The following is a 21834-nucleotide window of genomic DNA, read 5'->3' on the forward strand; positions in this document are numbered from 1 at the left end:
TATGGCAGGCATCCAGCGAAACCGTTAGATTCCGTGTTCTCAGGGGAGCTGGAAGCACATCGGATGTCTGCGCCCGCACTTTCGTCGTCCCAGCCCGACATGACGCGCTTTGCGGACGTGGCCGCACCACCGCGCGTGCGCCGCCTGCTGGCCGCGTTGCACGGGCTGGCGGTACAGACCCTCACCACACCGCTCAGACTGACCATCGTGGAACTGGAGCGCGAGCTGTTCCGCGACGCCGAGCGCGCGCGCAACAGCCAGATCCAGGCCGACATCTTCGCCCAGGCCCGCCAGCTGCACGAGGTCAACGCGCAGTTCGGCCCGCGCTTCCTGGACGCCCTCGGTGACCGCCTGGCCACCCTGCGCGGCCCGCGCCATACCCAGCGCATCGTGCCAACCGAGGTGTCCGTGTCGGCGACCGCGCTGACCCTGGTCAACGACACCGACGTGGACCGCGACATCGTGCTGGTGGACATCATCCGCCGCGAGGCCCAGCGCTCGGCCACCGCCCTGCAGCTGCTGGGCCAGCGCTTCGGCGTGCTTGCCGCCGGCCCGGCCTTCGATGTCGATGACCTGCCGTTCGGCCCCCAGGCCTTGTGCCGGATCGTGCGCGAGCTGGGCGAGCAGTTCGCGCTCGGGCTGGAAACACAGCTGGCGCTGTACCGCGTGTTCGACCGCCAACTGCTGGAGCGGCTGGGCGAACTGCTGGAGCGCGCCAACATCCTGCTCGCGCACGAAGGCGTGCTGCCCGGGCTGGTCTACACCCCGTACCTGGCGCGCTCGGCCACCACCCGCCGGATCATCACCGGGCCCGAGCGCGGCCTGCCCGGCGCGCGCGGCGGCGCCGCCGCGCGGCCCTTGACCGCCTGGAACGGCAGCGCCCCCAGCGCGGGCTGGGCCGCGATGACCCAGGCGGCAATGGTGCCGCCGGCCGCTGGGCCGGCCCATGGCATGTCCAACGGCGACGCAGCAGCGCCAGGTCCAGCAGCCGCCACGTCTGCATCGGCGCCAGCCACCAGCGCCCCGCCTGCGGCAACCGATCTCGGTGCACCGGCGATGTCGGCCCTGCACCAGATGCTCGGTGCCGCCCGCCAGGCGCACGCCGCCGGCACCGTGCCGGGCGGCGATGCCATGGCCGCACAGGCTGTCGCCGCGACGACCGGCGCGCCCACGCCCGCCGCCGACAACGCGTTTCTCGCCCCGGACGCCCCACCGGCATTGGCGGTTCCCGCCGAAGCGGTGCATGCCACGCTGGCGCGCCTGCAGAGCCAGGCCATTCCCCCCGGCGGCGCCCGCCGCAGCATGGCCGACCTCCACAACGCACTGCTCGCCCAGGTCCGCGCCGACCATGGCGCGCACGCGGCCCTGACCGTCAAGGACAGCGACACCTTCGACCTGCTCGACATGCTGTACGGGCAGATCCAGCGCGAGGTGCGGCCCGAGGCCGTGGCCGCCGACCTGCTGACCCGCCTGCAGGTACCGGTGGCCCGCGCGGCCCTGACCGATCCGGCCTTCTTCGTGCGCGACCAGCACCCGGCGCGGGAACTGCTCAACGCCGTCGCCGAGGCCGGTGCCAACTGGCTGGGCGAGGAGGACGTGGACCCGCTGCTGGTGCAGAAGCTCGGCCACGCGGTCGACCAGGTAGTGAACGACTACGACGGCGATGTGGCGGTGTTCGACACCGCCAATGAAGAGATCCAGCAGCACTTTCGCGCGCTGGCCCACAAGGCCGAGCTGGCCGAGCGTCGTCATGTCGAAGCCGCCCGCGGCAAGGAACGGTTGGAGGCGGCCAAACAGCAGGCCAGTGCCAGCATCGAGCAGCTGTGCACGCAGGCCGCGCCCCCGCGCTTCGTGCAGGCGCTGCTCAAGCAGGCGTGGTCGGATGTGCTGACCTTGACCCTGCTGCGCAACGGCGAAACCTCGCCGCAGTGGCAGCAGCGCCAGCAGGAAACCACCCGGATCGCCGAGGTCACCTGCCTGGCCCCGGGCGCAGGCGCGCGCGATGACGCGCTGGGCAACCAGGTCGAGGCCGCCCTGCTGCAGGTCGGCTATCACCAGGATGAAGCGGCCGCGATCGCGCGTCGCCTGTCCACGCCGGGCGGCGAGGACGACAGCAGCTCGCGCACCGAACTCACCGCGCGCCTGCGCGCGCGCACCCGGCTGGGCGAACAGGCCGACGCCAGCGACCCGCGCAAGGTCGCCCCGCTCGCGCGCAGCACCGCGGAAGATGACTGTTACCGCCAGTTGCGCACACTGCCGTTCGGTACCTGGTTCGAGTTCACCACCAACCAGCAGGGCGACGTCCGCCGCCAGCGGCTCTCGTGGTACAGCCTGATCACCGACAACGCCCTGTTCGTCAATCAGCGCGGGCAGAAGGTTGGCGAGCATTCGCTGGACGCACTGGCCCGGCTGATGGCGCACGGCCAGGTGCGGATCGTCACCGAAGACAAGGGCCGGCTGATCGACCGCGCCTGGCAGGCCACCCTGCGCACATTGCGCTCGCTCGCCGGCAGCCCCGTGGAGAACGCTGGATGACCACGCCCGATACCCGCCGTGCACCGCGCCGCCAGGTGACCGAGCTGGTGCCCGTCACCGACCTGATGGCCGAGACCGTGATCGGCCGGCTCGGCAATGTCTCCGAAACCGGGATGTTGATGCTGGCCTCGGTACCGATGCACGAAGACGCGCTGTACCAGCTGCACTTCGCCATTCCCGGCCCGCAGGGAGAGCCACTGCGGATCGACGTGGGCGTGCACCTGCTCTGGAGCGAGCAGACCCATGCGCCGGGCCAGGCCTGGGTGGGTTTCCGCTTCCTGACCTTGGCACGCGACGCACGCGAACAGCTGCGCCACTGGATCGCCGAGGAAACTTCGGCAGTCTGAGCGCCGGTTCCGGCACAGCGCCCGCGGGCGGATTGCGGCAGAATCCAAGGCTGCATTCCGCACTGCCAGCGAGCTTCATGCCATGAACCAGCCAGACCTCGGCGCCCTGTATTCCCACCACGCCAGCGTCATGCGCCAGCGCGCCGACGAAGCGCTCGCGCGTGGCGGCTTCGATCATCTGGTGATTCCCAGCGGCACCCAGCATTACCAGGCCTTCGATGATCGCGACTACCCGTACGCGGTGAATCCGAACTTCAAGGCGTGGCTGCCGCTGACCAAGCTGCCCAACAGCTGGCTGGTGTACACCCCGGGCCAACGACCGAAAGTGATCTTCTACCAGCCGTTCGACTACTGGCACGTAGTGCCGGATGCGCCGAACGGCTGGTGGGTCGAGCATGTCGATATCGAGATCATCCGCAAACCCGACGATGCGCTGGCACTGCTGCCCAAGGACGCGGCCCGCTGCGCGATTCTCGGCGAGCCGCAGAGCGCGCTGGGCGCGTTCGTGCCGAACAACCCGGCGCCGGTCATCGATTACCTGGACTGGCAGCGCGGCTACAAGACCCCCTATGAAATCGCCTTGATGCGCCAAGCGCAGCGACTGGGCGTGCGCGGTCACCGTGCCGCCGAGGCGGCCTTCCGCGCCGGCGCCAGCGAATTCGAGATCCACATGGCCTACTGCCGGGCGGTCGGCCAGGACGCCAATGAGCTGCCGTACGGCAACATCATCGGTCTCAACGAGCATGCCGCAGTGCTGCACTACACCGACCTGGGCCGCAGCGCGCCGACCCCGCTGCGCAGCTTCCTGATCGACGCCGGCGCCAGTGCCTACGGGTACGCCAGTGACATCACCCGCACCTATGCGGCCGGCGGCCACGACGAATTCCAGGCCCTCATCGACGCGGTGGACGCGGCCCAGCAGACGATGGGCGCGGGCGTACGCGCCGGGGTGGATTACAAGCAGCTGCACATCGATGCGCACCTGTCGCTGATGGGCATCCTCAAGGACTTCGGTGTACTCAACGTCTCGCCGGAAGCAGCGTTGGCCACCGGCGTGAGCGCGGCCTTCTTCCCGCACGGCCTGGGCCATCTGATCGGCCTGCAGGTGCACGACGTGGCGGGTTTCGCGGCCAGCGACCGCGGTGGCCGCATCGAGCGCCCGCAGGGTCACCCGTACCTGCGCATGACCCGCGTGCTGGAGCCGGGCATGGTGGTCACCATCGAACCGGGCGTGTACTTCATCGACATGCTGCTGGACGAAGTGAAGCAGGCCGGCCACGGGGCCAGCATCAACTGGGACCGCGTGGACTTCTTCCGCCCGTATGGCGGCGTGCGCATCGAGGATGAAGTGCTGTGCACCGAAGGCGATGCCGACAACCTGACCCGCCCGGTGTTCGCGTCCGCCAGCTGAGCGGACATGCAGGTGCCGACCCACGGTCGGCACCTGCGCGACATCGCGGTAGTGCCGGCCGCTGGCCGGCTCCCCAGGATGCCGGGATTTCATGAGGAGCCGGCCAGCGGCCGGCACTACCGGGTGGCTGCACCGCGCAGCCACCCATGCGGTGGCTGCACCCTGAAGCGGATCAGCGCTTGGCCATCTCGTCTTCAATCTCATCGGCACTGCGCGCCAACGCAGCGGTGAGCACCTGATGGCCGTCCTCGGTGATCAGCACATCATCTTCGGTACGAATGCCGATACCGCGCCAGCGCGCTTCCACGCTGCGGTCGTCCGGTGAGACATACAGCCCCGGCTCGATGGTGAACACCATGCCCGGCTCCAACATCCGCGAATCGCCCGCCAACCGGTAATCGCCGACGTCGTGCACATCCAGGCCGAGCCAGTGCCCGGTCTTGTGCCGATAGAAACGCTGGTAATGCGCTTCGGCGATGTTTTCTTCCAGCGTGCCCTTGAGCAGGCCCAGCCGCAGCAGCCCCTCGGTCAGGGTTTCCACCGCAGCCAGATGACCGGCCTCATAGGCATTGCCCGGGCGCGCCTGCGCCAGTGCCGCGGCCTGCGCGGCGCCGACCAGGTCATGCAGCGCGCGCTGCTCGGCACTGAAGCGGCCGTTGACCGGGAAGGTACGGGTGATGTCGCTGGCGTACCCGCGGTACTCGGCACCGGCATCGATCAGGACCAGCTCGCCGTCCTGCGAGCGCGCGTTGTTGTCGCGGTAATGCAGGATGCAGCCGTTGGCACCGGTCCCGACGATGCTGCTGTACGCCGCACACGCGTCATTGGCACGGAACACCCGCTCCAGGTCGGCCTGCAGCTCGTACTCGTGGATGCCCGGCCGCGCCGCGTGCATCGCGGCGCGATGCGCCTGCACGCTGATATCGGCAGCGCGCTGCATCACGGCGATTTCCGCCGTGGATTTGAACAGCCGCTGTTCGTGCAGCAGGTGGCCCAGTTCCAGGAATTCATGCGGCGGCTGCGCGCCATGCCGCACCTGCGAACGCACGCGGTTGACCCAGCCGATCAGCTTGAGATCGAACTCGGCATCGCGGCCGAAGTGGTAGTACACCCGCGAGCGCCCTTCCAGCAGGCCGGGCAGGATGTCGTCCAGATCGTCGATCGGGTACGCATCGTCCATGCCGTACTGCGAGACCGCCCCTTCCTGGCCGGCGCGCGCGCCATCCCAGGCTTCACGGTCGGCGTCGCGCTCGCGGCAGAACAGGATCACCTCGCCATGGCGACGGCCCGGGATCAGCACCAGCACGGCCTCCGGCTCCGGGAAGCCGCTCAGGTACCAGAAATCGGAGTCCTGCCGGAACGGGTAATGCGTATCCAGGCTGCGCACCCGCTCGGCGGCGGCCGGCAGCACCAGGATCGCGTCGTCGCCGGCCATCTCCATCAACTGCTGGCGGCGACGCGTGTATTCGGCGGCGGAGATGCCGGTCAGCTGCCGGATATCCATCTCAGTTCAGGCGCTGCCGATGGCGCGCCGCCATGACGCAGTCGCCGTGCAGGAGCAGCACCGCCACGCGGATGAACTCCTCGATCTCGGCCAGCGCGTCTTCGTCATCGTCGTTGCCGCTTTCGAAGTCTTCACTGGAGGCCTGCGCCAGTTTGGCCAGATCGGTCAGCGCCTCGTCACCCTCTTCGGACAAGGCCGGGCGGTTCTGCCCCGAGCCCAGCCCGAAACCGCCCAGGAACGCACGCGCCCAGGTGAACAGGGCATCGGCCTGGGTGGCGGTGTCGCTGGCATCGCTGAGCAGCAGTTCGAACGCGAAATCGCGGTCTTCCAGCTGCGCCACGCTGGCATCGAGCAGGCGTGCCAACGCATCGCCCTCGGCCGGGGTCGGCAGGTTGTCATCGGCCAGCACGCGGGCAGGCCATTCACGCACCGGCGCACCGCCGGCAGACAGCCAGCCGCACAGGCCACCGTGCAGTTCAGCGGCGCTGGCGCCCAGGCCCAGGGCCCGGCTGGCCTGGTTTACGTCGTCGACACTCGGGAGTTCGGTCATCTTGGGGCTACGGTTTGTGAGCGCCACAGTGTACCAATCCACCCGTGTCCGCCGGGTTGCGATGGCCGTCCCCGCGGCCGGCCCCGGCACCCCGGGGGCGACCGCCCCCAGGCCCCGTCATTATTCGCTTGACCGCCCCGTCCGCCCTTGCCTATCGTGCCGGTCATGGAACCCGCCGACGCCATCGCCCAGTTGCAGGCCTTCGCTGCCCGCGTGGAGGCGTTGCTTGAGCGCAACCAGCGCCTGGCCGACGAGAACCGCAGCCTGCGCCATCAGCAGGAACAACTGGTGGCCGAGCGCTCCCAGCTGCTGGCCAAGAACGAGCAGGCCCGCTCCCGGGTCGAAGCGATGATCACCCGCCTCAAATCCCTGGAGCAGCACACATGAGCCAGACCGAACCGGTCAGTGTCCGCATCCTGGACCGTGAATACACGGTCGGCGTGGGCGCGGAGGAACGGGAGAGCCTGACCGCCGCCGCCCGGCTGCTGGACGCCAAGATGCGCGAGATCCGGGGCAGCAACCGGATGGCCGCGGTGGACCGCGTCGCGGTGCTGGCCGCGCTGAACCTGGCCCATGAGCTGCAGCAGCTGCGCGATGAGCACGCCCGCCAGGCGATCGCGCTGCAGCAGACGCTGAGCGATCTCAACCGCCGCCTGGACCGGGCGTTCGACAGCGCCGGGTGATCCACGGGCGTGGTTCCACGCCATTCGATTGCACACGTACATCGCGTGGCCTTCATCGATCTGAATTGATGTGCAATTCGACCGACGAACGGACTGGTCGAATTGCCCAAGAAGGCTATAATCCTCGTCGCGTTCTCTGCTGTGAACGACGGCGTGTGCAAACATTCGCCTTGTCCCTTAATTACGACCACGGGTGCGCGACGGCGCCGGGAGTGCAAGTCCGCCTTGTAGCGGGAAGCCCGATGGAACCCCAGCGTACCCACTTGAACCCCGGGTTCAAGGTCGTTTCGCATGCATCGTCACGGCGGAGAATGCAATATTCCAGCAAGAGCGGCGTTCCCCTGGGACGTCGCTCTTGTTTTATCCGCTTCCTCCGCACGCTCCGGACCCAGGCATGACCGACCCGCGCTCCGCACTGCGCCTGCAGCTGCGCCAACGCCGCCGCGATCTCCCCGCCGCCGTGCGCCTGGCCGCCGCCGAACAATTGGCCGATGCCCTGCTCGCCCTGCCGTTTGCGCCTGCCCAGGGGCATGTTGCCGGGTACTGGGCGATGGATGGCGAGATCGCACTGCACCGCTGGCAGATGCAGTTGCCCGCCGGCCTGACCTACTGCCTGCCGGTGCTGCACGAGCAGACGCTGCGCTTCGCGCCATGGCGCCCGGGGCAGGCGCTGACCGCCAACCGCTTCGGCATTCCCGAACCCGACCTGTCGCTGGACGACACGCTCGCGCCGGAACAGATGGCGCTGGTCGTCGCGCCGCTGGTCGGTTTCGACGCGCAGGGCCGCCGGCTGGGGATGGGAGGCGGCTGGTATGATCGCAGCTTCGCATTCCGCCACCAGCGCCCGGCGCCACCGTGGCTGGTCGGGGTCGGCTTCTCGGTCCAGCAGGTCGATGACCTGCCGGTGCAACCGTGGGACGTCGCGGTGGATGCGATCTGCACCGACGTCTCCACCCTTGTCTGCGTACCGACCAACGGTCGGCACCTACCGTAATCAAAGACTCCGCATGACCGCACGCAAGCGCTACTGGCTGATGAAGTCCGAACCGGACGCCTTTTCCATCGATGATCTGCAGCGCGTGGGCCGCGAGCCCTGGAACGGCGTCCGCAACTACCAGGCGCGCAATTTCATGCGCGATGGCATGAAGGTCGGCGACGGGGTGATGTTCTACCACTCCAACACCAAGGTGCCGGGCATTGTCGGGCTGGCCACGGTAGCCAGCGAGGCCTACCCGGACGACACCCAGTTCGACCCCAGGTCCGATTACTACGACCCCAAGGCGACCCGCGAAGAACCGCGCTGGATGCTGGTGGACGTGGCGTTCGAGCGCAAGCTGCGCGACACCATTTCGCTGGACGAGATCAAGCTGCACGCCGATGCGCTGGGCGAAGGTTTCCCGCTGACCGCGCGCGGCAACCGCCTCTCCATCCTCCCGGTGACCGCCGCGCAGTGGAAGCTGCTGCTGTCGCTGGAAAAGCACTGATTCCCTTTCCTCCAAGAGTTGCCCGCCATGTCCGAAGCCAAACGCCTCGCCGCTGAAAAAGCCATCGAATACGTCGAAGACGGCATGATCGTCGGCGTCGGCACCGGCTCCACCGTTGCCTACTTCATCGACGCCCTGGCCAGGATCCAGCACCGCATCAAGGGCGCTGTCTCCAGCTCGGACCAGAGCACCGCGCGCCTGAAGCAGCACGGCATCGAGGTGCTCGAGCTCAACCACACCGGCAACCTCTCGCTGTATGTGGATGGTGCCGACGAATGCGATGGCAACAAGAACCTGATCAAGGGCGGCGGCGCCGCGCTGACGCGTGAGAAGATCATCGCCGAGGCCAGCGAGCGCTTCGTGTGCATCATCGACCCGAGCAAGCAGGTCAAGGTGCTGGGCAGGTTCCCGCTGCCGGTGGAAGTGATCCCGATGGCACGCAGCCTGGTCGCCCGCCGCATCATGGACATGACCGGCGGCCAGCCGGCCTGGCGTGAGGGCGTGGTCACCGACAACGGCAACGTGATCCTGGACATCCACCACCTGGAGATCACCGATCCGGTCAAGCTGGAGCGCGAGCTCAACCAGCTGCCCGGCGTGGTCAGCGTCGGCCTGTTCGCGCGCCGCCCGGCCGATGTGGTGATCATCGGCGGCGAGCCGCCGGTCGTGATCTGACCCCCGTGGCCGGCGCCCGCGCCGGCTGCCCCCAACGAGGCAATCCCATGTCCCTGTCGCGCCTGCTGCCCCTGCTTCTGCTGCTCACCCTGGCCGGCTGTGCCAGCACCAACGCCCGTCACTGGGTGGAGCTGGACGGCAACCGCTACCACGTTGAACTGGCCACCAATGACGACACCCGCGCCCGCGGGCTGATGTTCCGCGACCAGATGCCGGAGGACCACGGCATGCTGTTCATCCATGAACGCGAAGAGCTGCAGGCGTACTGGATGAAGAACACCAAGATCGCCCTGGACATCCTGTACTTCGATGCACAGCGCCGCCTGGTCAGCCAGCAGCGTGACGTGCCGCCGTGCTCGGCCGGTGACCGTTGCCCGCCCTACCCCAGCAGCGAGCCGGCCCGTTACGTGCTGGAACTCAATGCCGGTCAGGCCGAAAAGATGGCGCTCAAGGACGGTACCGAACTGAAGTTCGGCCCCGGCATCGCCGACGGTAAATAAAAGGGACCCGATAAACGCGCCGCGCCCTTGAATCGCGGCGCGTTTGTCGCCAGTCTTGTCCCATGCAGGGGCAGATCACATTGCCGACGTGGGAATCGCTGGCCGAGCTGGATGACGAGGCGCTGCCTTTGTTGCCGACCGCGCTGCTGATCGCCCGGGACGAATACCCGGACCTGGACCCTGCCGTCTACGACGCGGTCCTGCAGAGCCACGCCGACCACCTGCGCACCGAGATCGCCACGATCGACATGTGGCCGCTGAAGATCGCCGCGGTCAACCGCCATCTGTTCGACGAACTGGGCTACAGCGGCGACCATGGCGAATACTACGACCCGCGCAACAGCTATCTGAACCAGGTCTTCGAGCGCCGCCTGGGCAACCCGATTTCACTGGCGCTGGTGCAGATGGAAGTCTCGCGCCGGCTCGGCATCCCGCTGGACGGGGTGTCCTTCCCCGGCCATTTCCTGGTGCGCCTGCCGCTCAACGACGGCGTACTGGTGATGGACCCGTTCAACGGCGGCCGCCCGCTCGGCGTGGAAGAACTGCGCGAACGCGCCCGCTCGCACCTGGGCGGTGAAGTGCCCGACGACGATGTGCTGGCACAGATTCTGGACCCGGCCCCGGCGCGCGCGATCCTGATGCGGATGCTGCGCAACCTGCATGGGGTCTATGTGGAACGGGGTGAATGGGACCGTGCCGCACGCAGTGCCGATCGCCTGCTGAAACTGGCGCCCGAACAGGACGATGCGCTGCGCGACCGCGGCATGGCCTACCTGCAGCTGGACTACGAGGCGGGCGCGCGCAACGACCTGGGGCTGTACCTCAAGCGCAATGCCAAGGCCAGCGACGCCCAGTACGTGCGCGAGAAGCTGGTCAGCCTGGGTGGCGCGGTGCCGCGCCTGCATTGAAAGGCGCCATGACGCGGCGCCGGCCCGGCCTCAGTCGACTTCGACCATCTCGAAATCGTCCTTGGTCACGCCACAGTCCGGGCACGTCCAGGTATCGGGAATGTCTTCCCAGCGCGTGCCCGGGGCGATGCCCTCTTCCGGCAACCCGTCTTCTTCCCGGTACAGGAAGCCGCAGACAACGCACATCCAGGTGCGGAAGGTGGTGGCGGTAGCGTCGGTCATCGGATAATCACGGCAGGACAAGAGCTGACAGCGCTCATTGTCCCACTCCCGTTGCGCTACCGGTAGCCATTGATGAATCACGCTTCAGCCCCCACGCCGCCCCGCGGCGTCTACCTCATCACCCCCGACGAACCCGATACCGCACGATTGCTGGCGCGCACCGCGCCGCTGTTGGCGGCCGGCGCCACCTGGCTGCAGTACCGCAACAAGACCGCCGATGCCGCCCTGCGCCTGGAGCAGGCGACCGCGCTGCAGGCGCTGTGCGCGCCGCACGGCGCGCCACTGATCATCAATGACGACCCGGCACTGGCCCATGCCGTGGGCGCCGCTGGCGTACACCTGGGCGGCACCGACGGCGACATCGGCGCGGCGCGCGCCCTGCTGGGCCCCGACGCCATCATCGGCGCGTCCTGCTACGACCAGCTGGCCAATGCCGCGCGTGCCGTGGCCGAAGGGGCCAGTTATGTGGCCTTCGGCGCGTTCTTCCCCACCACCACCAAGGTCACCGCCAGCCGTGCCACGCCGGACCTGCTGCGGCAAAGCGCCGCACTGGGCGTGCCGCGGGTGGCGATCGGCGGGCTCAGCCCGGACAATGTAGGTCCCATCATCGCGGCCGGCGCCGACTTGGTGGCCGTGGTCAGCGGCATTTTCGCCGCCCCCGATCCGGTTGCCACCCAGCGCGCCTTCCTCGCCCAGTTTCCGTAAGACCCAGGACACCCCATGAACCACGACCAGTCCCACGCCCTGTTCACCCGCGCCCAGAAACTGCTGCCGGGCGGCGTCAACTCGCCCGTGCGCGCGTTCAAGTCGGTCGGCGGCGAGCCGTTCTTCGTGCAGCGTGCCGATGGCGCGTACCTGTACGACGTGGATGGCAACCGCTACATCGATTACGTCGGCTCCTGGGGCCCGATGATCGTCGGCCACAACCACACCGCGGTGCGCCAGGCGGTCAAGCAGGCGATCGGCAACGGCCTGTCCTTCGGTGCGCCGTGCGAAGCGGAAGTGACCATGGCCGAAACGCTGACCCGGCTGGTGCCGTCCTGCGAGATGGTGCGCATGGTCAACTCCGGTACCGAGGCCACACTGTCGGCGATCCGGCTGGCGCGCGGCGCCACCGGCCGCAGCCGCATCGTCAAGTTCGAAGGCTGCTATCACGGCCACGGCGATTCGTTCCTGGTCAAGGCCGGCAGCGGCATGCTGACCCTGGGCGTGCCGACCTCACCGGGCGTCCCGGCCGGCCTGAGCGAACTCACCCTGACCCTGCCCTACAACGATTTCGAGGCCGCCACCACGCTGTTCGCCGAACAGGGCGAGCACATCGCCGGCCTGATCATCGAGCCGGTGGTCGGCAACGCCAACTGCATCCCGCCGCGCGAGGGCTACCTGCAGCACCTGCGCGCGCTGTGCACGCAGTACGGCACGGTGCTGATCTTCGATGAAGTGATGACCGGCTTCCGCGTGGCCCTCGGCGGCGCGCAGGCGCACTACGGCGTCACCCCGGACCTGACCACCTTCGGCAAGATCATCGGCGGCGGCATGCCGGTGGGTGCCTATGGCGGCCGCCGCGAGCTGATGTCGCAGATTTCCCCGGCTGGCCCGATCTACCAGGCCGGCACGCTCAGCGGCAATCCGGTGGCGATGGCCGCGGGCCTGGCGATGCTGGAACTGGTGCAGGAACCGGGCTTCCATGATCGCCTGAGTGCCGCCGCTGCGCGCCTCTGCGCCGGGCTGGAAGCCGCGGCGGCCGAGGCCGGCGTGGCGGTGACGACCACCCAGGTCGGCGCCATGTTCGGCCTGTTCTTCACCGACCAGAAGGTGGAAACCTACGCCCAGGCGACGGCGTGCGACATCACCGCGTTCAACACCTTCTTCCACGCGATGCTGGAGCGCGGTGTGTTCCTGGCCCCTTCGGCATACGAGGCCGGCTTCCTGTCCAGCGCCCACGACGACAGCATCATCGATGCGACCATCGAGGCCGCGCGCGAAGCCTTCAAGGTCGTCAAAGGCTGATCGGAGGCGGTAGGTGACGACCGTTGGTCGTCACAGCGTGCGTGCCGATCACCCCGGGTAGGTGACGACCGTTGGTCGTCACGCCGTCCACCGGCCGGCTTCGGCGCTCAGACGAACAGAAATCGGCCTTTCATCATCGCGAAGTGCCCCGGGAACGAGCAGAAGAACGTGTAGTCGCCGCCCTTGGCCAGCTTCGCGGTCGAGAAGGTGACGCTGGTGGTCTGCCCGCCCCCGATCACCGGGGTATGCGCCAGCACACGCGCATCGCCCTTGGGCAGGTAGCTGTCGGACAAGGTCGTGCGCATGCCGGCCATCGCCACCGGCTGGTAATCCGCGGTGCGGGTCAGCACCCAGTTGTGGCCCATCGCGGTCGCGGCAAGCTTGCCGGTGTGGCGCAGGGTCAGCTTCACCTGGGTGCAGTCCGCCGCAACCTTGATCTCCTTCTGGCTGAAGCTCATCTGGTCGGTGCTGTCGATGGCGATCGCGCAGACGCGCGCATGGGCGGCCGGGGCCAGCATCAGGCCGGCAAGCAACACGGGGGCAAGCAGTTTCACGGCGATCTCCATCGAACAGTCCACGCGATTCTAGAGTCCGTGCCCACGCCCGGCCTGCGACGCGATGTCGCAGCAAGCGCCCCGACTGCGGTACGGTCAGCGTTGGACCCGGACAAGAGTGCGCGATGACCGATGCCGTGGAGGGGCTGCTGCTGGATTTCGATGGCGTGCTGGTGCGCCATGCGCGGCATTTGCGCGTGCGTCACCTGGCCGCCAGCACCGGCTGCAGCGTCGCACAGGTGCACGCCGCCCTGTTCGACAGCGGCCTGGAGCAGCAGCATGACGCCGGCCTGGACAGCACGCTGTACCTGCAACAGTTGGGCGCGGCGTTGGGCAGCACGGTGAGCATCACGCAGTGGCAGGACGCCCGCATCGCCGCGTCCATGCCACAGGCCGGGGTCATCGAACGCATCGAACAGGTTGCACGCCGCATGCCGATCGCGATCCTGACCAACAATGGCGCGCTGATGGTGGACACCATCCCGCGCATCCTGCCCACCCTGGCCGCAGCGCTGCGCGGGCGCATCCTGTGCAGCGGCGCGCTGGGCGCTCGCAAGCCGGACCCGGCCGTGTTCGTGCAGGCGATGGCGCTGTTGGGCGCACGCGCCGGGCGCACGTTGTTCGTCGATGACCTGTTCACCAACGTGCGCGGTGCGCGTCAGGCAGGATTGCGGGCGGAAACCGCCACCGACAGTCGCAGCATCGGCAAGGTGTTGAAGCGGTACGCCCTGGCGTAGAGCCGACCAACGGTCGGCTCTACCGCTGTTGGTTATCGCGAGGCGATGAAGGATTGCACCGCCGCGCGCAGGCGCTTGAGGCCTTCGGCGATTTCTTCATCGGTGATGTTCAGCGACGGCACGAAACGCAGCACGTCCGGGCCGGCCTGCAGGGTCAGCAGGCCGTGCTCGGCGGCGTGGTCGAGGATGGGACCGGCCTGGCCGGCAAAATCCTTGTCCAGCACCGCGCCCAGCATCAGGCCGCGACCGCGGACCTGGCTGAACACCTTGAACTCGTCGTTGATCCTGCCCAGCCCATCGCGCAGCGCCTGCGACTGACGGCTGACGTTGTGTGCGATCTCCGGCGAGGACAGCTTGCGCAGCGCCACGCGGGCGACAGCCGCGGCCAGCGGGTTGCCGCCGAAGGTGGTGCCGTGGGCACCGAACTGCATCACCTCGGCCACCTTCGGGCCGGCCAGCATCGCGCCGATCGGGAAGCCGCCGCCCAGCGCTTTGGCCAGGGTGACGATGTCCGGCTTGATGTTGTCCTGCCAATGCGCGAACAACGTGCCGGTACGGCCCATGCCCGCCTGGATCTCATCGAGCACCACCAGCGCGTTGTGCTGGTCGCACAGCTCGCGCACGCGCTGCAGGAAGCCCGGCTTGGCCGGCATCACGCCGCCCTCGCCCTGGATCGGCTCCAGCATCACCGCGGCCACATCACCGGCGGCCATCGCGGTTTCCAGCTGGACCTCGTCGTTGAAGTCGACATAGCGGAAGCCACCGGGCAGCGGCTCGTAGCCTTCCTGGTACTTCGGCTGGGCGGTGGCGGTGACCGCGGCCAGCGTGCGGCCGTGGAAGCTGCCGCGGAAGGTCACGATCACGCGCTGGTGCGCCGGGCGGCCCAGCGAAGAGGCCCACTTGCGGACCAGCTTGATCGCCACCTCATTGGCTTCGGCGCCGGAGTTGCACAGGAACACGCGCTCGGCGAAGCGCGAGGCGGTGACCAGCTCCTCGGCCAGGCGCAGCGGCGGCTCGCTGTAGAACACATTGCTGGTGTGCCATAGCTTGCCGGCCTGCTCGATCAGCGCCGCCTTCAGGTCCGGATCGTTGTGGCCCAGGCCGCACACGGCAATGCCGGCGGCCAGATCGATGAACTCGCGGCCCTGGTTGTCCCAGACGCGCGCGCCCTGGCCGCGCTCGAGCACCACCTGGCGCGGTTTGTAGACCGGCAGGTAGTAATGCGACAGGGACAACAGCGGATCGGTGGCAGCGGCGGTCATGGCAGTCAGGGCCTCAGGAAAGATCCCATTCTCGCGCTTTGGGCCGGTGGGGCACAATGCGGCCCATGCGACCGTTCACCGCCCCCCAGCTCAACCCCGCCACCGAGACCGGCTGGCGCCGCCAGTGGTTCGACATCATCTACCGCCACGACACCCGGCCCTCGCGCAATTTCGACCTGCTGCTGGTCTACGCGATCATCGCCAGCGTGGTGGTGGTCATGTTCGACAGCGTGCAGCGCTTCCATGCAGCCTACGCCGACTGGCTGTACGTGCTGGAATGGGGCTTCACGATCGTATTCACCGCCGAGTACCTGCTGCGGCTGGTGGTGGTCAAACGCCCACTGCGCTACGCATTCAGCATCTGGGGCATCATCGATCTGGCCTCGATCCTGCCCACCTACCTGTCGCTGTTCATCCCCGGCGCGCAGAGCCTGCTGGTGGTGCGCGCGCTGCGCATCCTGCGGGTGTTCCGGATCCTCAAGCTGACCCGCTACATCGAAGAAAGCGGCGTGCTGATGGAATCGCTGTGGCGCAGCCGCCGCAAGGTGCTGCTGTTCCTGTTCACGGTGATCACCATCACCATCATCGCCGGGACGATGATGTACGTGATCGAAGGCCCCAACCACGGCTTCACCAGCATCCCCAGCAGCATGTACTGGGCGGTGGTGACCATGGCCACGGTGGGCTTCGGCGACATCGTGCCGCAGACCGTGCTCGGCCGCTTCGTCACCTCGGTGCTGATCCTGATCGGCTACAGCATCATCGCCGTGCCGACCGGCATCTACACCGCCGAACTGGCCAACACCATGCGCGATGCCGAGCATGCCGCGCGCCGTGATGCGCGCGGCTGCCCGCATTGCGGGCTGGAAGGCCACGAACCGGACGCCGTGCATTGCCGCCATTGCGGCGAAAAACTGCCACCGGTCTTCAACGTCTGATGCTTGCGGCGGGCCGCCAGGCAGCCCGCCGCGCGATCACTCAACGCGCGCCGCTGGTCCGCGCCAGGCGGTTGCTCATGTCGACCAGGTCGTTGTAGCTGGCCAGCAACGCTTCGGCCGAGCCCTGCGGGTTGCTGATCCGCCCACCGCTCTCCATCAGCATCTGCTCGCTGCGGGTATACGGCTTCTTCGACTCGACGCGCGCGATACGGCGGCCGGCATCGCGGGCCAGCGCATCGGCGGCGCGCTCCACGTGGCCCCACATCGCATCGCCCTTGCCGATCTTGTCATCCTGCGCCTGCTGCAGCAGCGCCTGGAACGCCGCGAGCTGGGTGCGTGCCACCGCCAGATCGGGCGTCTCGCTGTTGAGCAGCTGCGTGAGCTGCTTGCCATCACCGAGAATCTTGATCTGGTAGTACGCCATCGAGCGGCCTTCGGAAGCTTCAATCTCCTTGAGCTGTTCCGCACGGCGTTCGTCTTCGCGCTTTTCCAGCGCGGCGTCCAGCGCGGTGCCTGCGTCGAAGAACGCCGTGTAGGCCTTCATCAGCGGGGCATGCTGGCTGCGCATCCCGGCATGGTCATCGCGCAGGTAGTCCTCGCGGCTGTAGTAACGGTCGGCCTGCTCGATAAGGGCGTACAGGTCGACGAACGTCTTCTGGTAAGCGCTCGCCGCCGGATCCAGCTCGGGCTCGGCCGGCGTCATCGCCAGCGCGGCGACCATCGGGGCGTTGCACGCCTCCACGCGATGCGACAACACCGTGCCCGGCCCACGCACCTGCTTCTCATTGCCGGTCGGGCCAGCCTCCGGATCCTGCATCCAGCCAATGTACTGCTGGAAGCCTTCGTGGATCGGCTGTTCAACGGCGTTGAAGCAGGCGATGTAGGCGTTCACCTTTTCCACGCCCTGGGTATCGGCAACGCTGCCCGGGCCCTTGCTGCAGGCGCCGAGCAGGCTGATCAAGGCGATGGCGGCGGCGAGCGGTGCGGTCCGTGTGCGGAATGACATGCATGTGTCCATACGATTTGGGGCCCGCACCATAGCAGCCCGGCCTGTGCAGCGTTTGTCATCGCGCACGCGGCGCGCACCGCGCGCGCGTCAATCCAGGAACAGATCGGGCATCAACGGACGCGACGGATCGACGGCATAGCCACTCAGATCAGTGATGCCGGCCTGCGCCAGCACCTCGTCATCCAGCAGGAACTGCCCACTGAAGCCGGCCGCCTCGCGGGTCAGCACCGCGTGTGCGGCATCGGCAAGAATGGCCGGCGTGCGGCAGCCGCCGATGTCCACGCCGGGAATCATGTTGATTGCGTCAGTGGCGATCACGGTACGCGGCCACAACGCATTGACCGCCACGCCCTGTGGCCCGAACTCCGCGGCCAGGCCAAGCGTGACGAAGCTCATGCCCATCTTTGCCAGCGTGTAGCCGGTATGCGGCGCCCACCACTTCGGGTCCAGGCTTGGCGGCGGCGCGAGGGTGAGAATGTGTGGATTGGGTGCCTGCAGCAGGTGCGGCAGGCAGGCCTGCGCGCACAGGAAGCTGCCGCGCGCGTTGACCTGCTGCATCAGGTCGAAACGTTTCATCGGCGTGTCCAGCGTGCCGCGCAGCCAGATCGCGCTCGCGTTGTTGACCAGGATGTCGATGCCACCGAAGGTATCCACGGTGGCGGCGACGGCCGCACGCACCTGGTCTTCTTCGCGGATGTCGCACTTCAGCGCCAGCCCCTGGCCGCCGGCGGCGGTGACCGCCTCCGCTGCGCTGTGGATGGTGCCGGGCAGCTTGGGATTGGGCACCGAGGACTTGGCCGCGATGGCGATATTGGCCCCGTCCCGTGCAGCACGCAGTGCGATGGCCAGGCCGATGCCGCGCGAGGCGCCGGTGATGAACAGGGTCTTGCCTTGCAGACTGGCCATGCGCGGATTCCTTCGATGCGATTGCAGTGAACCGGCATTATGCCGCCCCGGCGCACACACCGGATTCATGCGCCGCGTCGATACTGGGCATTCACGTTCTGCATGGAATGAGCGACATGACGGCGATCCGCCTTCCCCTGACCGCGCTGGCGCTGGTACTGGCGATGGCTGCCTGCCAGCCCGCCGGCGACCCGTCCACCGCCCCTGTGCAGGCGGCCGCCACCGTTCCCGGTACGGCCGGCGGCGCCTCCCCCTTCAGCGAAGCGGCGATCTGGGACGGCGAGGTGGACGCCTGCCGCGGCCAGGCGCCGGTTGCCGATGATTGCCTGTCCAAGGCGATGCAGGCGGCCAAGGCCAGCCCGCAGGCGATCGCCGCGGCCCATCAGCTGGGCGCGCAGGGGAATCCCGGCTACGTCAGCGCATGGCGTGACCAGGACGGCGTGGGCATTGCCACCATCGAGTACCCGTTCCGTGCCAATACCAATGAAGGCACGCTGCTGGTCGACAGTGCCGGGCATACCGTGGATGTGGATGCGGATGTCCTGCCGGAGATGTCGCGCGCCGATGCAACGGTCAAACCCTTCCTTGATGCGCACCCGGACGCCTCACCGTTCGCCCCCGCCGAGGCCAGCGGCAGTGAAGCGCTGCCCAACGGCGGGCTGCGCCTGATCTACAGCACGCCGCTGCGCACCTGCCATGCCTGCGCGGACGAGGGCATGCTGCGGGTCGCCTACGAGTTCGACGCGCAACGCCGCTTCACCGGCAAGCAGATCCTCGACCTGCGCTGAGCGCCAGGCATCGGCCCCTGCTACGGCTTGGGGCCCTGCCCTTCGTTGTCTTCCCAGTGCAGGATCCTGCGGGTGACGAAGCGGTAGACCGGCTTGCCGGTGCGGAACCAGAGGTCACGCACCCACGAGGTGCGCTTGAGCAGCCGCTTCTCCACCGGCGTCAGCGACGGCCGGCAGTACATGCGCTTGTGCTTGAGCAGGTGGCGCAGGTCCTCGCGGGCCAGCAGGCGCATCCAGCGTGAGCGCGGATTGCCGATCACCGCCAGCTGGAAATCGATCAGGGCCGGCGAGCCGTCTTCGCGCACCAGCCAGTTGGCTTCCTTGGCCAGGTCGTTGTGCGCGATGCCGTGGCGATGGACCTGCTGCAGCAGACGGCGCGCCGCACGGAAATAGGCAAGGTCGCCATGCGGCGGACGCTGGTACATCGCATCGCCGGCCATGAAGCTGCGGTCCAGCCAGCGCCCGTTCCAGCCCAGCAACCGCGGCGTGGCGGGCATCCCATCCAGATGCGCCAGCGCGCGCGCCTCGCGCCGGGCCAGCCACCATGCCGGCAGGCGCAGCCACCACGGGGTGGCCTCCAGATCACGGCGCACGAAGCGCTGGCCGTCCTGCTCCATCAGCAGGATGCGGCCGAAGCTGTCGGCTTTGAGGGCGGTCGGGGCGGGATCGGCAGGGCGTGTCATGGCGCCATTCTAGGCGGCTGATCGCGCTCATTCACTGCAGATGCCGCACATTGCCCGCCGCTGGCCGGCAGTCAGTCACTTTGCCCCCCCTATAATCCTCCGATGGACTCGTCATGGATCGATGCCACGCTTGCGTGGATCTCAGCTCACCCCGTGCTTGCCGGTGCGGTCATTTTCCTCATTGCCTTCTGCGATGCGGTCATCGTGCTGGGCGCGATCGTGCCCGCGTTGCCGCTGCTGTTCGCCGTGGGTGTGTTCATCGGCCTGGGCCAGATCTCCGGGCCGTACGCGGTGGCCTGCGCAGCGCTGGGCGCGTTTGCCGGCGACGGCATCAGCTACTGGGTAGGCCGGCGCTGGGGGGATCGCCTGCGCGGCTTCTGGCCCTTCAGCAAGTATCCGCAGCTGCTCGACCGCGGCGAGACGATGTTCCGCCGCAACGCGTTCAAGAGCATCCTGGTGGCGCGCTATGTCGGCGCGATCCGCCCGTTCGTGCCGGCCATCGCCGGCATGATGAAGATGCCGCTCTCGCGCTACTTCCAGGCCAGTGGCATCGCCAGCCTGTCTTGGGCGGTGCTGTTCCTGGCCCCCGGCTGGGTGCTCGGCGAGGCGTATGACGCGGTCGCCGCCGTTGCCGGCCGGCTGGTGATGGTGCTGGGCCTGCTCGGCGTGATCATGGGCCTGGTCTGGGCGATCGTGCTGTACGGCTACCGCTGGTCGGCCTCGCGCATGGACAGCTGGCTGGCCATGCTGTTGAACTGGTCGCAGCGCCATCCAACGCTGGGCCGTTACTCGGTGGCGGTGTTCGATCCCCAGCGGCGTGAATCGGTGCCCCTGGCGATGCTGGCGGTGATGCTGCTGCTGCTTGGCTGGGGCTGGTTCGCCCTGTTGATGGCGGTGGTCGCCCATGGCGAACCGCTGCGGGTCGATCTGGCCGTGCACCACGCCATGCTGGCCCTGCGCAATCCGCTGGCCGATTACCCGATGGCCGCGCTGGCCTCGCTGGGCGCCTGGCAGGTCCTGTTGCCGGCCACGGCCGCCGGCATGGGCTACCTGGTCTGGCGCCGGCGCTGGATGGCGGCCGGTCACTGGCTGGCCGCGCTGGCCTTCGGCCTGGCCCTGTGCAAGCTGCTCGGCGCAACCGTGGACGTGGTCCGGCCGCCGGATGCGAGCAGCGGCTTCGGCTTCCCGTCGGTCTCCGTAACGATGGCCACGATCACCTTCGGCTTCTTCGCCGTGCTGATCGCGCGCGAACTGCCCGGCCGCACCCGCGTGTGGCCCTACCTGCTGTCGGGCATCATCGTCAGCCTGATCGGCTTCGCCCGCATCTACCTCGGCGCCCATTGGCTGAGCGATGTGATCGGCGGCATGCTGTTCGGCCTGTTCTGGCTACTGGTGCTCGGCATCGCGTACCGCCGCCGCTTCAACCGCTCGTTCTGGGTCAAGCCGGTGGCGTGGCTGTTCTACGGTACCTTCGCCGTGGCCGCGCTCTGGTACGCCCCGCGCAACATCCCGGTGAAACTGGCGCGCTTCGAACCGGCGCAGCCGAGCCCGGCGCCGCTGGATGCACAGGCCTGGTGGACAACCGAGTGGCAGCACCTGCCCTCGCGCCGCAATGAATTCGATGACGACCAGCGCTGGCCGCTGGATGTGCAGGTGGCCGGCCCGCTGGCACCGCTGCAGCGCCGCCTGGAAAGCCAGGGCTGGCGCGTACAGCCACAGGCCGGCTGGGAGCAGGCGCTGTTGATGCTCGACAAGTCCTCGGACAAGGACAAGGTGCCGGTCCTGCCAGCCACCCTGGACACGCAGGTCGAATCGCTGCTGATGCTGCGCGCCGGCAATGCCCCCAACGAGATGTTCGCGTTGCGCCTGTGGCCGGCACCGGCGCGTCTGTCAGCGCCGGTGGATGAGCCGTTGTGGCTCGGCAGTGCGCAGACCCTGCACTACCAGCAGCACTTCAATCTGATCGGGATGTGGCGCCCGATGCGTGGCATCGACCCCTCGCTCAATGCAGTACGCCAGGCACTGGATGGCCTGCCACAGCAGGTCGACACCCATCCGGATACGCAGATGCCGGTGCTGCGCGTGCGCATGCCCGCGGCCGAATGAGGCAGCGCCGGGATCATCCCGG

Annotated in this window: 24 protein-coding genes and 1 other RNA gene; 17 read left to right on the forward strand and 8 right to left on the reverse strand. The window is 68.1% G+C overall.

Annotated features, from left to right (window positions below):
- Positions 1 to 63: 63 nt before the first annotated feature.
- The 3 genes from C0R07_RS03710 to pepQ all read left to right on the forward strand — a co-directional run bounded on the left by C0R07_RS03710 (position 64) and on the right by pepQ (position 4293).
- Positions 64 to 2535 carry a DUF1631 domain-containing protein gene (locus C0R07_RS03710; protein WP_102788194.1) on the forward strand — a complete coding sequence of 824 codons (2472 nt, stop codon included), beginning with the start codon at positions 64 to 66 and terminating at the stop codon, positions 2533 to 2535.
- On the forward strand, positions 2532 to 2882 hold the full coding sequence (locus C0R07_RS03715; RefSeq protein ID WP_019183861.1) for a PilZ domain-containing protein: 351 nt from the start codon (positions 2532 to 2534) through the stop codon (positions 2880 to 2882). Before C0R07_RS03710 ends, C0R07_RS03715 begins: the two co-directional genes overlap by 4 nt.
- 82 nt (positions 2883 to 2964) lie before the next feature.
- Entirely contained in the window at positions 2965 to 4293 is a 1329-nt protein-coding gene (gene pepQ, locus C0R07_RS03720) for a Xaa-Pro dipeptidase (protein WP_070472637.1), read from the forward strand.
- A gap of 172 nt (positions 4294 to 4465) precedes the next feature.
- Here pepQ and C0R07_RS03725 read toward each other — a convergent pair whose 3' ends face one another.
- Positions 4466 to 5791 (reverse strand): aminopeptidase P N-terminal domain-containing protein, encoded by a 1326-nt coding sequence (locus C0R07_RS03725; RefSeq protein ID WP_070473681.1) that lies wholly within the window; start codon positions 5789 to 5791, stop codon positions 4466 to 4468.
- 7 nt (positions 5792 to 5798) lie between these two features.
- Positions 5799 to 6347, reverse strand: a complete 549-nt coding sequence (locus C0R07_RS03730; protein WP_102788195.1) for a UPF0149 family protein — start codon at positions 6345 to 6347, stop codon at positions 5799 to 5801.
- 165 nt (positions 6348 to 6512) lie between these two features.
- On the opposite strand from C0R07_RS03730, the gene C0R07_RS03735 reads away from it, so the two are divergent.
- From C0R07_RS03735 to C0R07_RS03770, 8 genes are all read left to right on the forward strand, one after another.
- Entirely contained in the window at positions 6513 to 6734 is a 222-nt protein-coding gene (locus C0R07_RS03735) for a TIGR02449 family protein (protein ID WP_019183857.1), read from the forward strand.
- Positions 6731 to 7030, forward strand: a complete 300-nt coding sequence (locus C0R07_RS03740; protein WP_019183856.1) for a cell division protein ZapA — start codon at positions 6731 to 6733, stop codon at positions 7028 to 7030. The genes C0R07_RS03735 and C0R07_RS03740 overlap by 4 nt, the downstream gene beginning before the upstream one ends.
- 130 nt (positions 7031 to 7160) lie before the next feature.
- A non-coding RNA gene (gene ssrS / locus C0R07_RS03745) (6S RNA) lies at positions 7161 to 7345 on the forward strand.
- Between the two features lie 79 nt (positions 7346 to 7424).
- The gene (locus tag C0R07_RS03750; protein WP_070473548.1) at positions 7425 to 8024 is read left to right on the forward strand and encodes a 5-formyltetrahydrofolate cyclo-ligase; all 600 of its coding nucleotides are present in this window, start codon (positions 7425 to 7427) and stop codon (positions 8022 to 8024) included.
- Positions 8025 to 8037: 13 nt separating this feature from the next.
- On the forward strand, positions 8038 to 8514 hold the full coding sequence (locus tag C0R07_RS03755) for an EVE domain-containing protein (protein ID WP_070425837.1): 477 nt from the start codon (positions 8038 to 8040) through the stop codon (positions 8512 to 8514).
- Between the two features lie 27 nt (positions 8515 to 8541).
- Complete coding sequence (gene rpiA / locus C0R07_RS03760; protein WP_070425838.1) at positions 8542 to 9189, forward strand: ribose-5-phosphate isomerase RpiA; 648 nt, start codon at positions 8542 to 8544, stop codon at positions 9187 to 9189.
- A 47-nt stretch (positions 9190 to 9236) separates the two neighbouring features.
- The gene (locus C0R07_RS03765; protein ID WP_019183852.1) at positions 9237 to 9689 is read left to right on the forward strand and encodes a DUF192 domain-containing protein; all 453 of its coding nucleotides are present in this window, start codon (positions 9237 to 9239) and stop codon (positions 9687 to 9689) included.
- 62 nt (positions 9690 to 9751) lie between these two features.
- Positions 9752 to 10597, forward strand: coding sequence for a SirB1 family protein (locus C0R07_RS03770; protein WP_019183851.1), 846 nt, complete (start codon positions 9752 to 9754; stop codon positions 10595 to 10597).
- Between the two features lie 30 nt (positions 10598 to 10627).
- Here the strand turns inward: C0R07_RS03770 and C0R07_RS03775 are convergent, their stop codons facing one another.
- Positions 10628 to 10819 carry a rubredoxin gene (locus C0R07_RS03775; protein WP_037553342.1) on the reverse strand — a complete coding sequence of 64 codons (192 nt, stop codon included), beginning with the start codon at positions 10817 to 10819 and terminating at the stop codon, positions 10628 to 10630.
- A 72-nt stretch (positions 10820 to 10891) separates the two neighbouring features.
- On the opposite strand from C0R07_RS03775, the gene thiE reads away from it, so the two are divergent.
- Together thiE and hemL are read left to right on the forward strand one after the other, a co-directional pair.
- Positions 10892 to 11524 carry a thiamine phosphate synthase gene (gene thiE, locus C0R07_RS03780; protein WP_070473550.1) on the forward strand — a complete coding sequence of 211 codons (633 nt, stop codon included), beginning with the start codon at positions 10892 to 10894 and terminating at the stop codon, positions 11522 to 11524.
- A 15-nt stretch (positions 11525 to 11539) separates the two neighbouring features.
- Positions 11540 to 12829: a glutamate-1-semialdehyde 2,1-aminomutase gene (gene hemL, locus C0R07_RS03785; RefSeq protein ID WP_070473552.1), complete on the forward strand. Its 1290-nt coding sequence runs from the start codon at positions 11540 to 11542 to the stop codon at positions 12827 to 12829.
- A gap of 107 nt (positions 12830 to 12936) precedes the next feature.
- On the opposite strand, the gene azu is transcribed toward hemL, so the two are convergent.
- Entirely contained in the window at positions 12937 to 13395 is a 459-nt protein-coding gene (gene azu / locus C0R07_RS03790) for an azurin (RefSeq protein WP_102788196.1), read from the reverse strand.
- 113 nt (positions 13396 to 13508) lie between these two features.
- Between azu and C0R07_RS03795 the strand changes: the two genes are divergently transcribed.
- The gene (locus tag C0R07_RS03795) at positions 13509 to 14120 is read left to right on the forward strand and encodes an HAD-IA family hydrolase (protein ID WP_070425843.1); all 612 of its coding nucleotides are present in this window, start codon (positions 13509 to 13511) and stop codon (positions 14118 to 14120) included.
- Positions 14121 to 14152: 32 nt separating this feature from the next.
- Here the strand turns inward: C0R07_RS03795 and C0R07_RS03800 are convergent, their stop codons facing one another.
- On the reverse strand, positions 14153 to 15382 hold the full coding sequence (locus tag C0R07_RS03800) for an acetylornithine transaminase (RefSeq protein WP_070473555.1): 1230 nt from the start codon (positions 15380 to 15382) through the stop codon (positions 14153 to 14155).
- A gap of 65 nt (positions 15383 to 15447) precedes the next feature.
- Between C0R07_RS03800 and C0R07_RS03805 the strand changes: the two genes are divergently transcribed.
- Positions 15448 to 16320, forward strand: a complete 873-nt coding sequence (locus C0R07_RS03805) for an ion transporter (RefSeq protein WP_019183844.1) — start codon at positions 15448 to 15450, stop codon at positions 16318 to 16320.
- 40 nt (positions 16321 to 16360) lie between these two features.
- Here C0R07_RS03805 and C0R07_RS03810 read toward each other — a convergent pair whose 3' ends face one another.
- A complete protein-coding gene (locus tag C0R07_RS03810; RefSeq protein WP_102788197.1) occupies positions 16361 to 17326 on the reverse strand; it encodes a YiiG family protein in 966 nt (321 codons plus the stop codon).
- A 90-nt stretch (positions 17327 to 17416) separates the two neighbouring features.
- On the reverse strand, positions 17417 to 18235 hold the full coding sequence (locus C0R07_RS03815) for an SDR family oxidoreductase (RefSeq protein ID WP_070425847.1): 819 nt from the start codon (positions 18233 to 18235) through the stop codon (positions 17417 to 17419).
- 116 nt (positions 18236 to 18351) lie between these two features.
- Here C0R07_RS03815 and C0R07_RS03820 point away from each other — a divergent pair, with 116 nt between their 5' ends.
- Positions 18352 to 19023, forward strand: coding sequence for a hypothetical protein (locus C0R07_RS03820; RefSeq protein ID WP_070473558.1), 672 nt, complete (start codon positions 18352 to 18354; stop codon positions 19021 to 19023).
- Between the two features lie 20 nt (positions 19024 to 19043).
- Here C0R07_RS03820 and C0R07_RS03825 read toward each other — a convergent pair whose 3' ends face one another.
- Positions 19044 to 19706: a phosphotransferase gene (locus C0R07_RS03825; RefSeq protein WP_019183840.1), complete on the reverse strand. Its 663-nt coding sequence runs from the start codon at positions 19704 to 19706 to the stop codon at positions 19044 to 19046.
- Between the two features lie 102 nt (positions 19707 to 19808).
- On the opposite strand from C0R07_RS03825, the gene C0R07_RS03830 reads away from it, so the two are divergent.
- Positions 19809 to 21812, forward strand: coding sequence for a bifunctional DedA family/phosphatase PAP2 family protein (locus tag C0R07_RS03830; protein ID WP_070473560.1), 2004 nt, complete (start codon positions 19809 to 19811; stop codon positions 21810 to 21812).
- Positions 21813 to 21834 lie beyond the last annotated feature (22 nt).

Origin of the sequence: Stenotrophomonas bentonitica (assembly GCF_002887735.1) — a bacterium.
In the GTDB taxonomy this organism is placed as follows: Bacteria; Pseudomonadota; Gammaproteobacteria; order Xanthomonadales; family Xanthomonadaceae; genus Stenotrophomonas; species Stenotrophomonas bentonitica_A.

What these genes read in the sequence shown, in the direction of transcription:
- C0R07_RS03710 (WP_102788194.1), top strand. Translation starts at nt 64, where the DNA reads ATGTCTGCGCCCGCACTTTCGTCGTCCCAGCCCGACATGACGCGCTTT.
- C0R07_RS03715 (WP_019183861.1), top strand. Translation starts at nt 2,532, where the DNA reads ATGACCACGCCCGATACCCGCCGTGCACCGCGCCGCCAGGTGACCGAG.
- pepQ (WP_070472637.1), top strand. Translation starts at nt 2,965, where the DNA reads ATGAACCAGCCAGACCTCGGCGCCCTGTATTCCCACCACGCCAGCGTC.
- C0R07_RS03730 (WP_102788195.1), bottom strand. Translation starts at nt 6,347, where the DNA reads ATGACCGAACTCCCGAGTGTCGACGACGTAAACCAGGCCAGCCGGGCC.
- C0R07_RS03735 (WP_019183857.1), top strand. Translation starts at nt 6,513, where the DNA reads ATGGAACCCGCCGACGCCATCGCCCAGTTGCAGGCCTTCGCTGCCCGC.
- C0R07_RS03740 (WP_019183856.1), top strand. Translation starts at nt 6,731, where the DNA reads ATGAGCCAGACCGAACCGGTCAGTGTCCGCATCCTGGACCGTGAATAC.
- C0R07_RS03750 (WP_070473548.1), top strand. Translation starts at nt 7,425, where the DNA reads ATGACCGACCCGCGCTCCGCACTGCGCCTGCAGCTGCGCCAACGCCGC.
- C0R07_RS03755 (WP_070425837.1), top strand. Translation starts at nt 8,038, where the DNA reads ATGACCGCACGCAAGCGCTACTGGCTGATGAAGTCCGAACCGGACGCC.
- rpiA (WP_070425838.1), top strand. Translation starts at nt 8,542, where the DNA reads ATGTCCGAAGCCAAACGCCTCGCCGCTGAAAAAGCCATCGAATACGTC.
- C0R07_RS03765 (WP_019183852.1), top strand. Translation starts at nt 9,237, where the DNA reads ATGTCCCTGTCGCGCCTGCTGCCCCTGCTTCTGCTGCTCACCCTGGCC.
- C0R07_RS03770 (WP_019183851.1), top strand. Translation starts at nt 9,752, where the DNA reads ATGCAGGGGCAGATCACATTGCCGACGTGGGAATCGCTGGCCGAGCTG.
- C0R07_RS03775 (WP_037553342.1), bottom strand. Translation starts at nt 10,819, where the DNA reads ATGACCGACGCTACCGCCACCACCTTCCGCACCTGGATGTGCGTTGTC.
- thiE (WP_070473550.1), top strand. Translation starts at nt 10,892, where the DNA reads ATGAATCACGCTTCAGCCCCCACGCCGCCCCGCGGCGTCTACCTCATC.
- hemL (WP_070473552.1), top strand. Translation starts at nt 11,540, where the DNA reads ATGAACCACGACCAGTCCCACGCCCTGTTCACCCGCGCCCAGAAACTG.
- azu (WP_102788196.1), bottom strand. Translation starts at nt 13,395, where the DNA reads ATGGAGATCGCCGTGAAACTGCTTGCCCCCGTGTTGCTTGCCGGCCTG.
- C0R07_RS03795 (WP_070425843.1), top strand. Translation starts at nt 13,509, where the DNA reads ATGACCGATGCCGTGGAGGGGCTGCTGCTGGATTTCGATGGCGTGCTG.
- C0R07_RS03800 (WP_070473555.1), bottom strand. Translation starts at nt 15,382, where the DNA reads ATGACCGCCGCTGCCACCGATCCGCTGTTGTCCCTGTCGCATTACTAC.
- C0R07_RS03805 (WP_019183844.1), top strand. Translation starts at nt 15,448, where the DNA reads ATGCGACCGTTCACCGCCCCCCAGCTCAACCCCGCCACCGAGACCGGC.
- C0R07_RS03810 (WP_102788197.1), bottom strand. Translation starts at nt 17,326, where the DNA reads ATGTCATTCCGCACACGGACCGCACCGCTCGCCGCCGCCATCGCCTTG.
- C0R07_RS03815 (WP_070425847.1), bottom strand. Translation starts at nt 18,235, where the DNA reads ATGGCCAGTCTGCAAGGCAAGACCCTGTTCATCACCGGCGCCTCGCGC.
- C0R07_RS03820 (WP_070473558.1), top strand. Translation starts at nt 18,352, where the DNA reads ATGACGGCGATCCGCCTTCCCCTGACCGCGCTGGCGCTGGTACTGGCG.
- C0R07_RS03825 (WP_019183840.1), bottom strand. Translation starts at nt 19,706, where the DNA reads ATGACACGCCCTGCCGATCCCGCCCCGACCGCCCTCAAAGCCGACAGC.
- C0R07_RS03830 (WP_070473560.1), top strand. Translation starts at nt 19,809, where the DNA reads ATGGACTCGTCATGGATCGATGCCACGCTTGCGTGGATCTCAGCTCAC.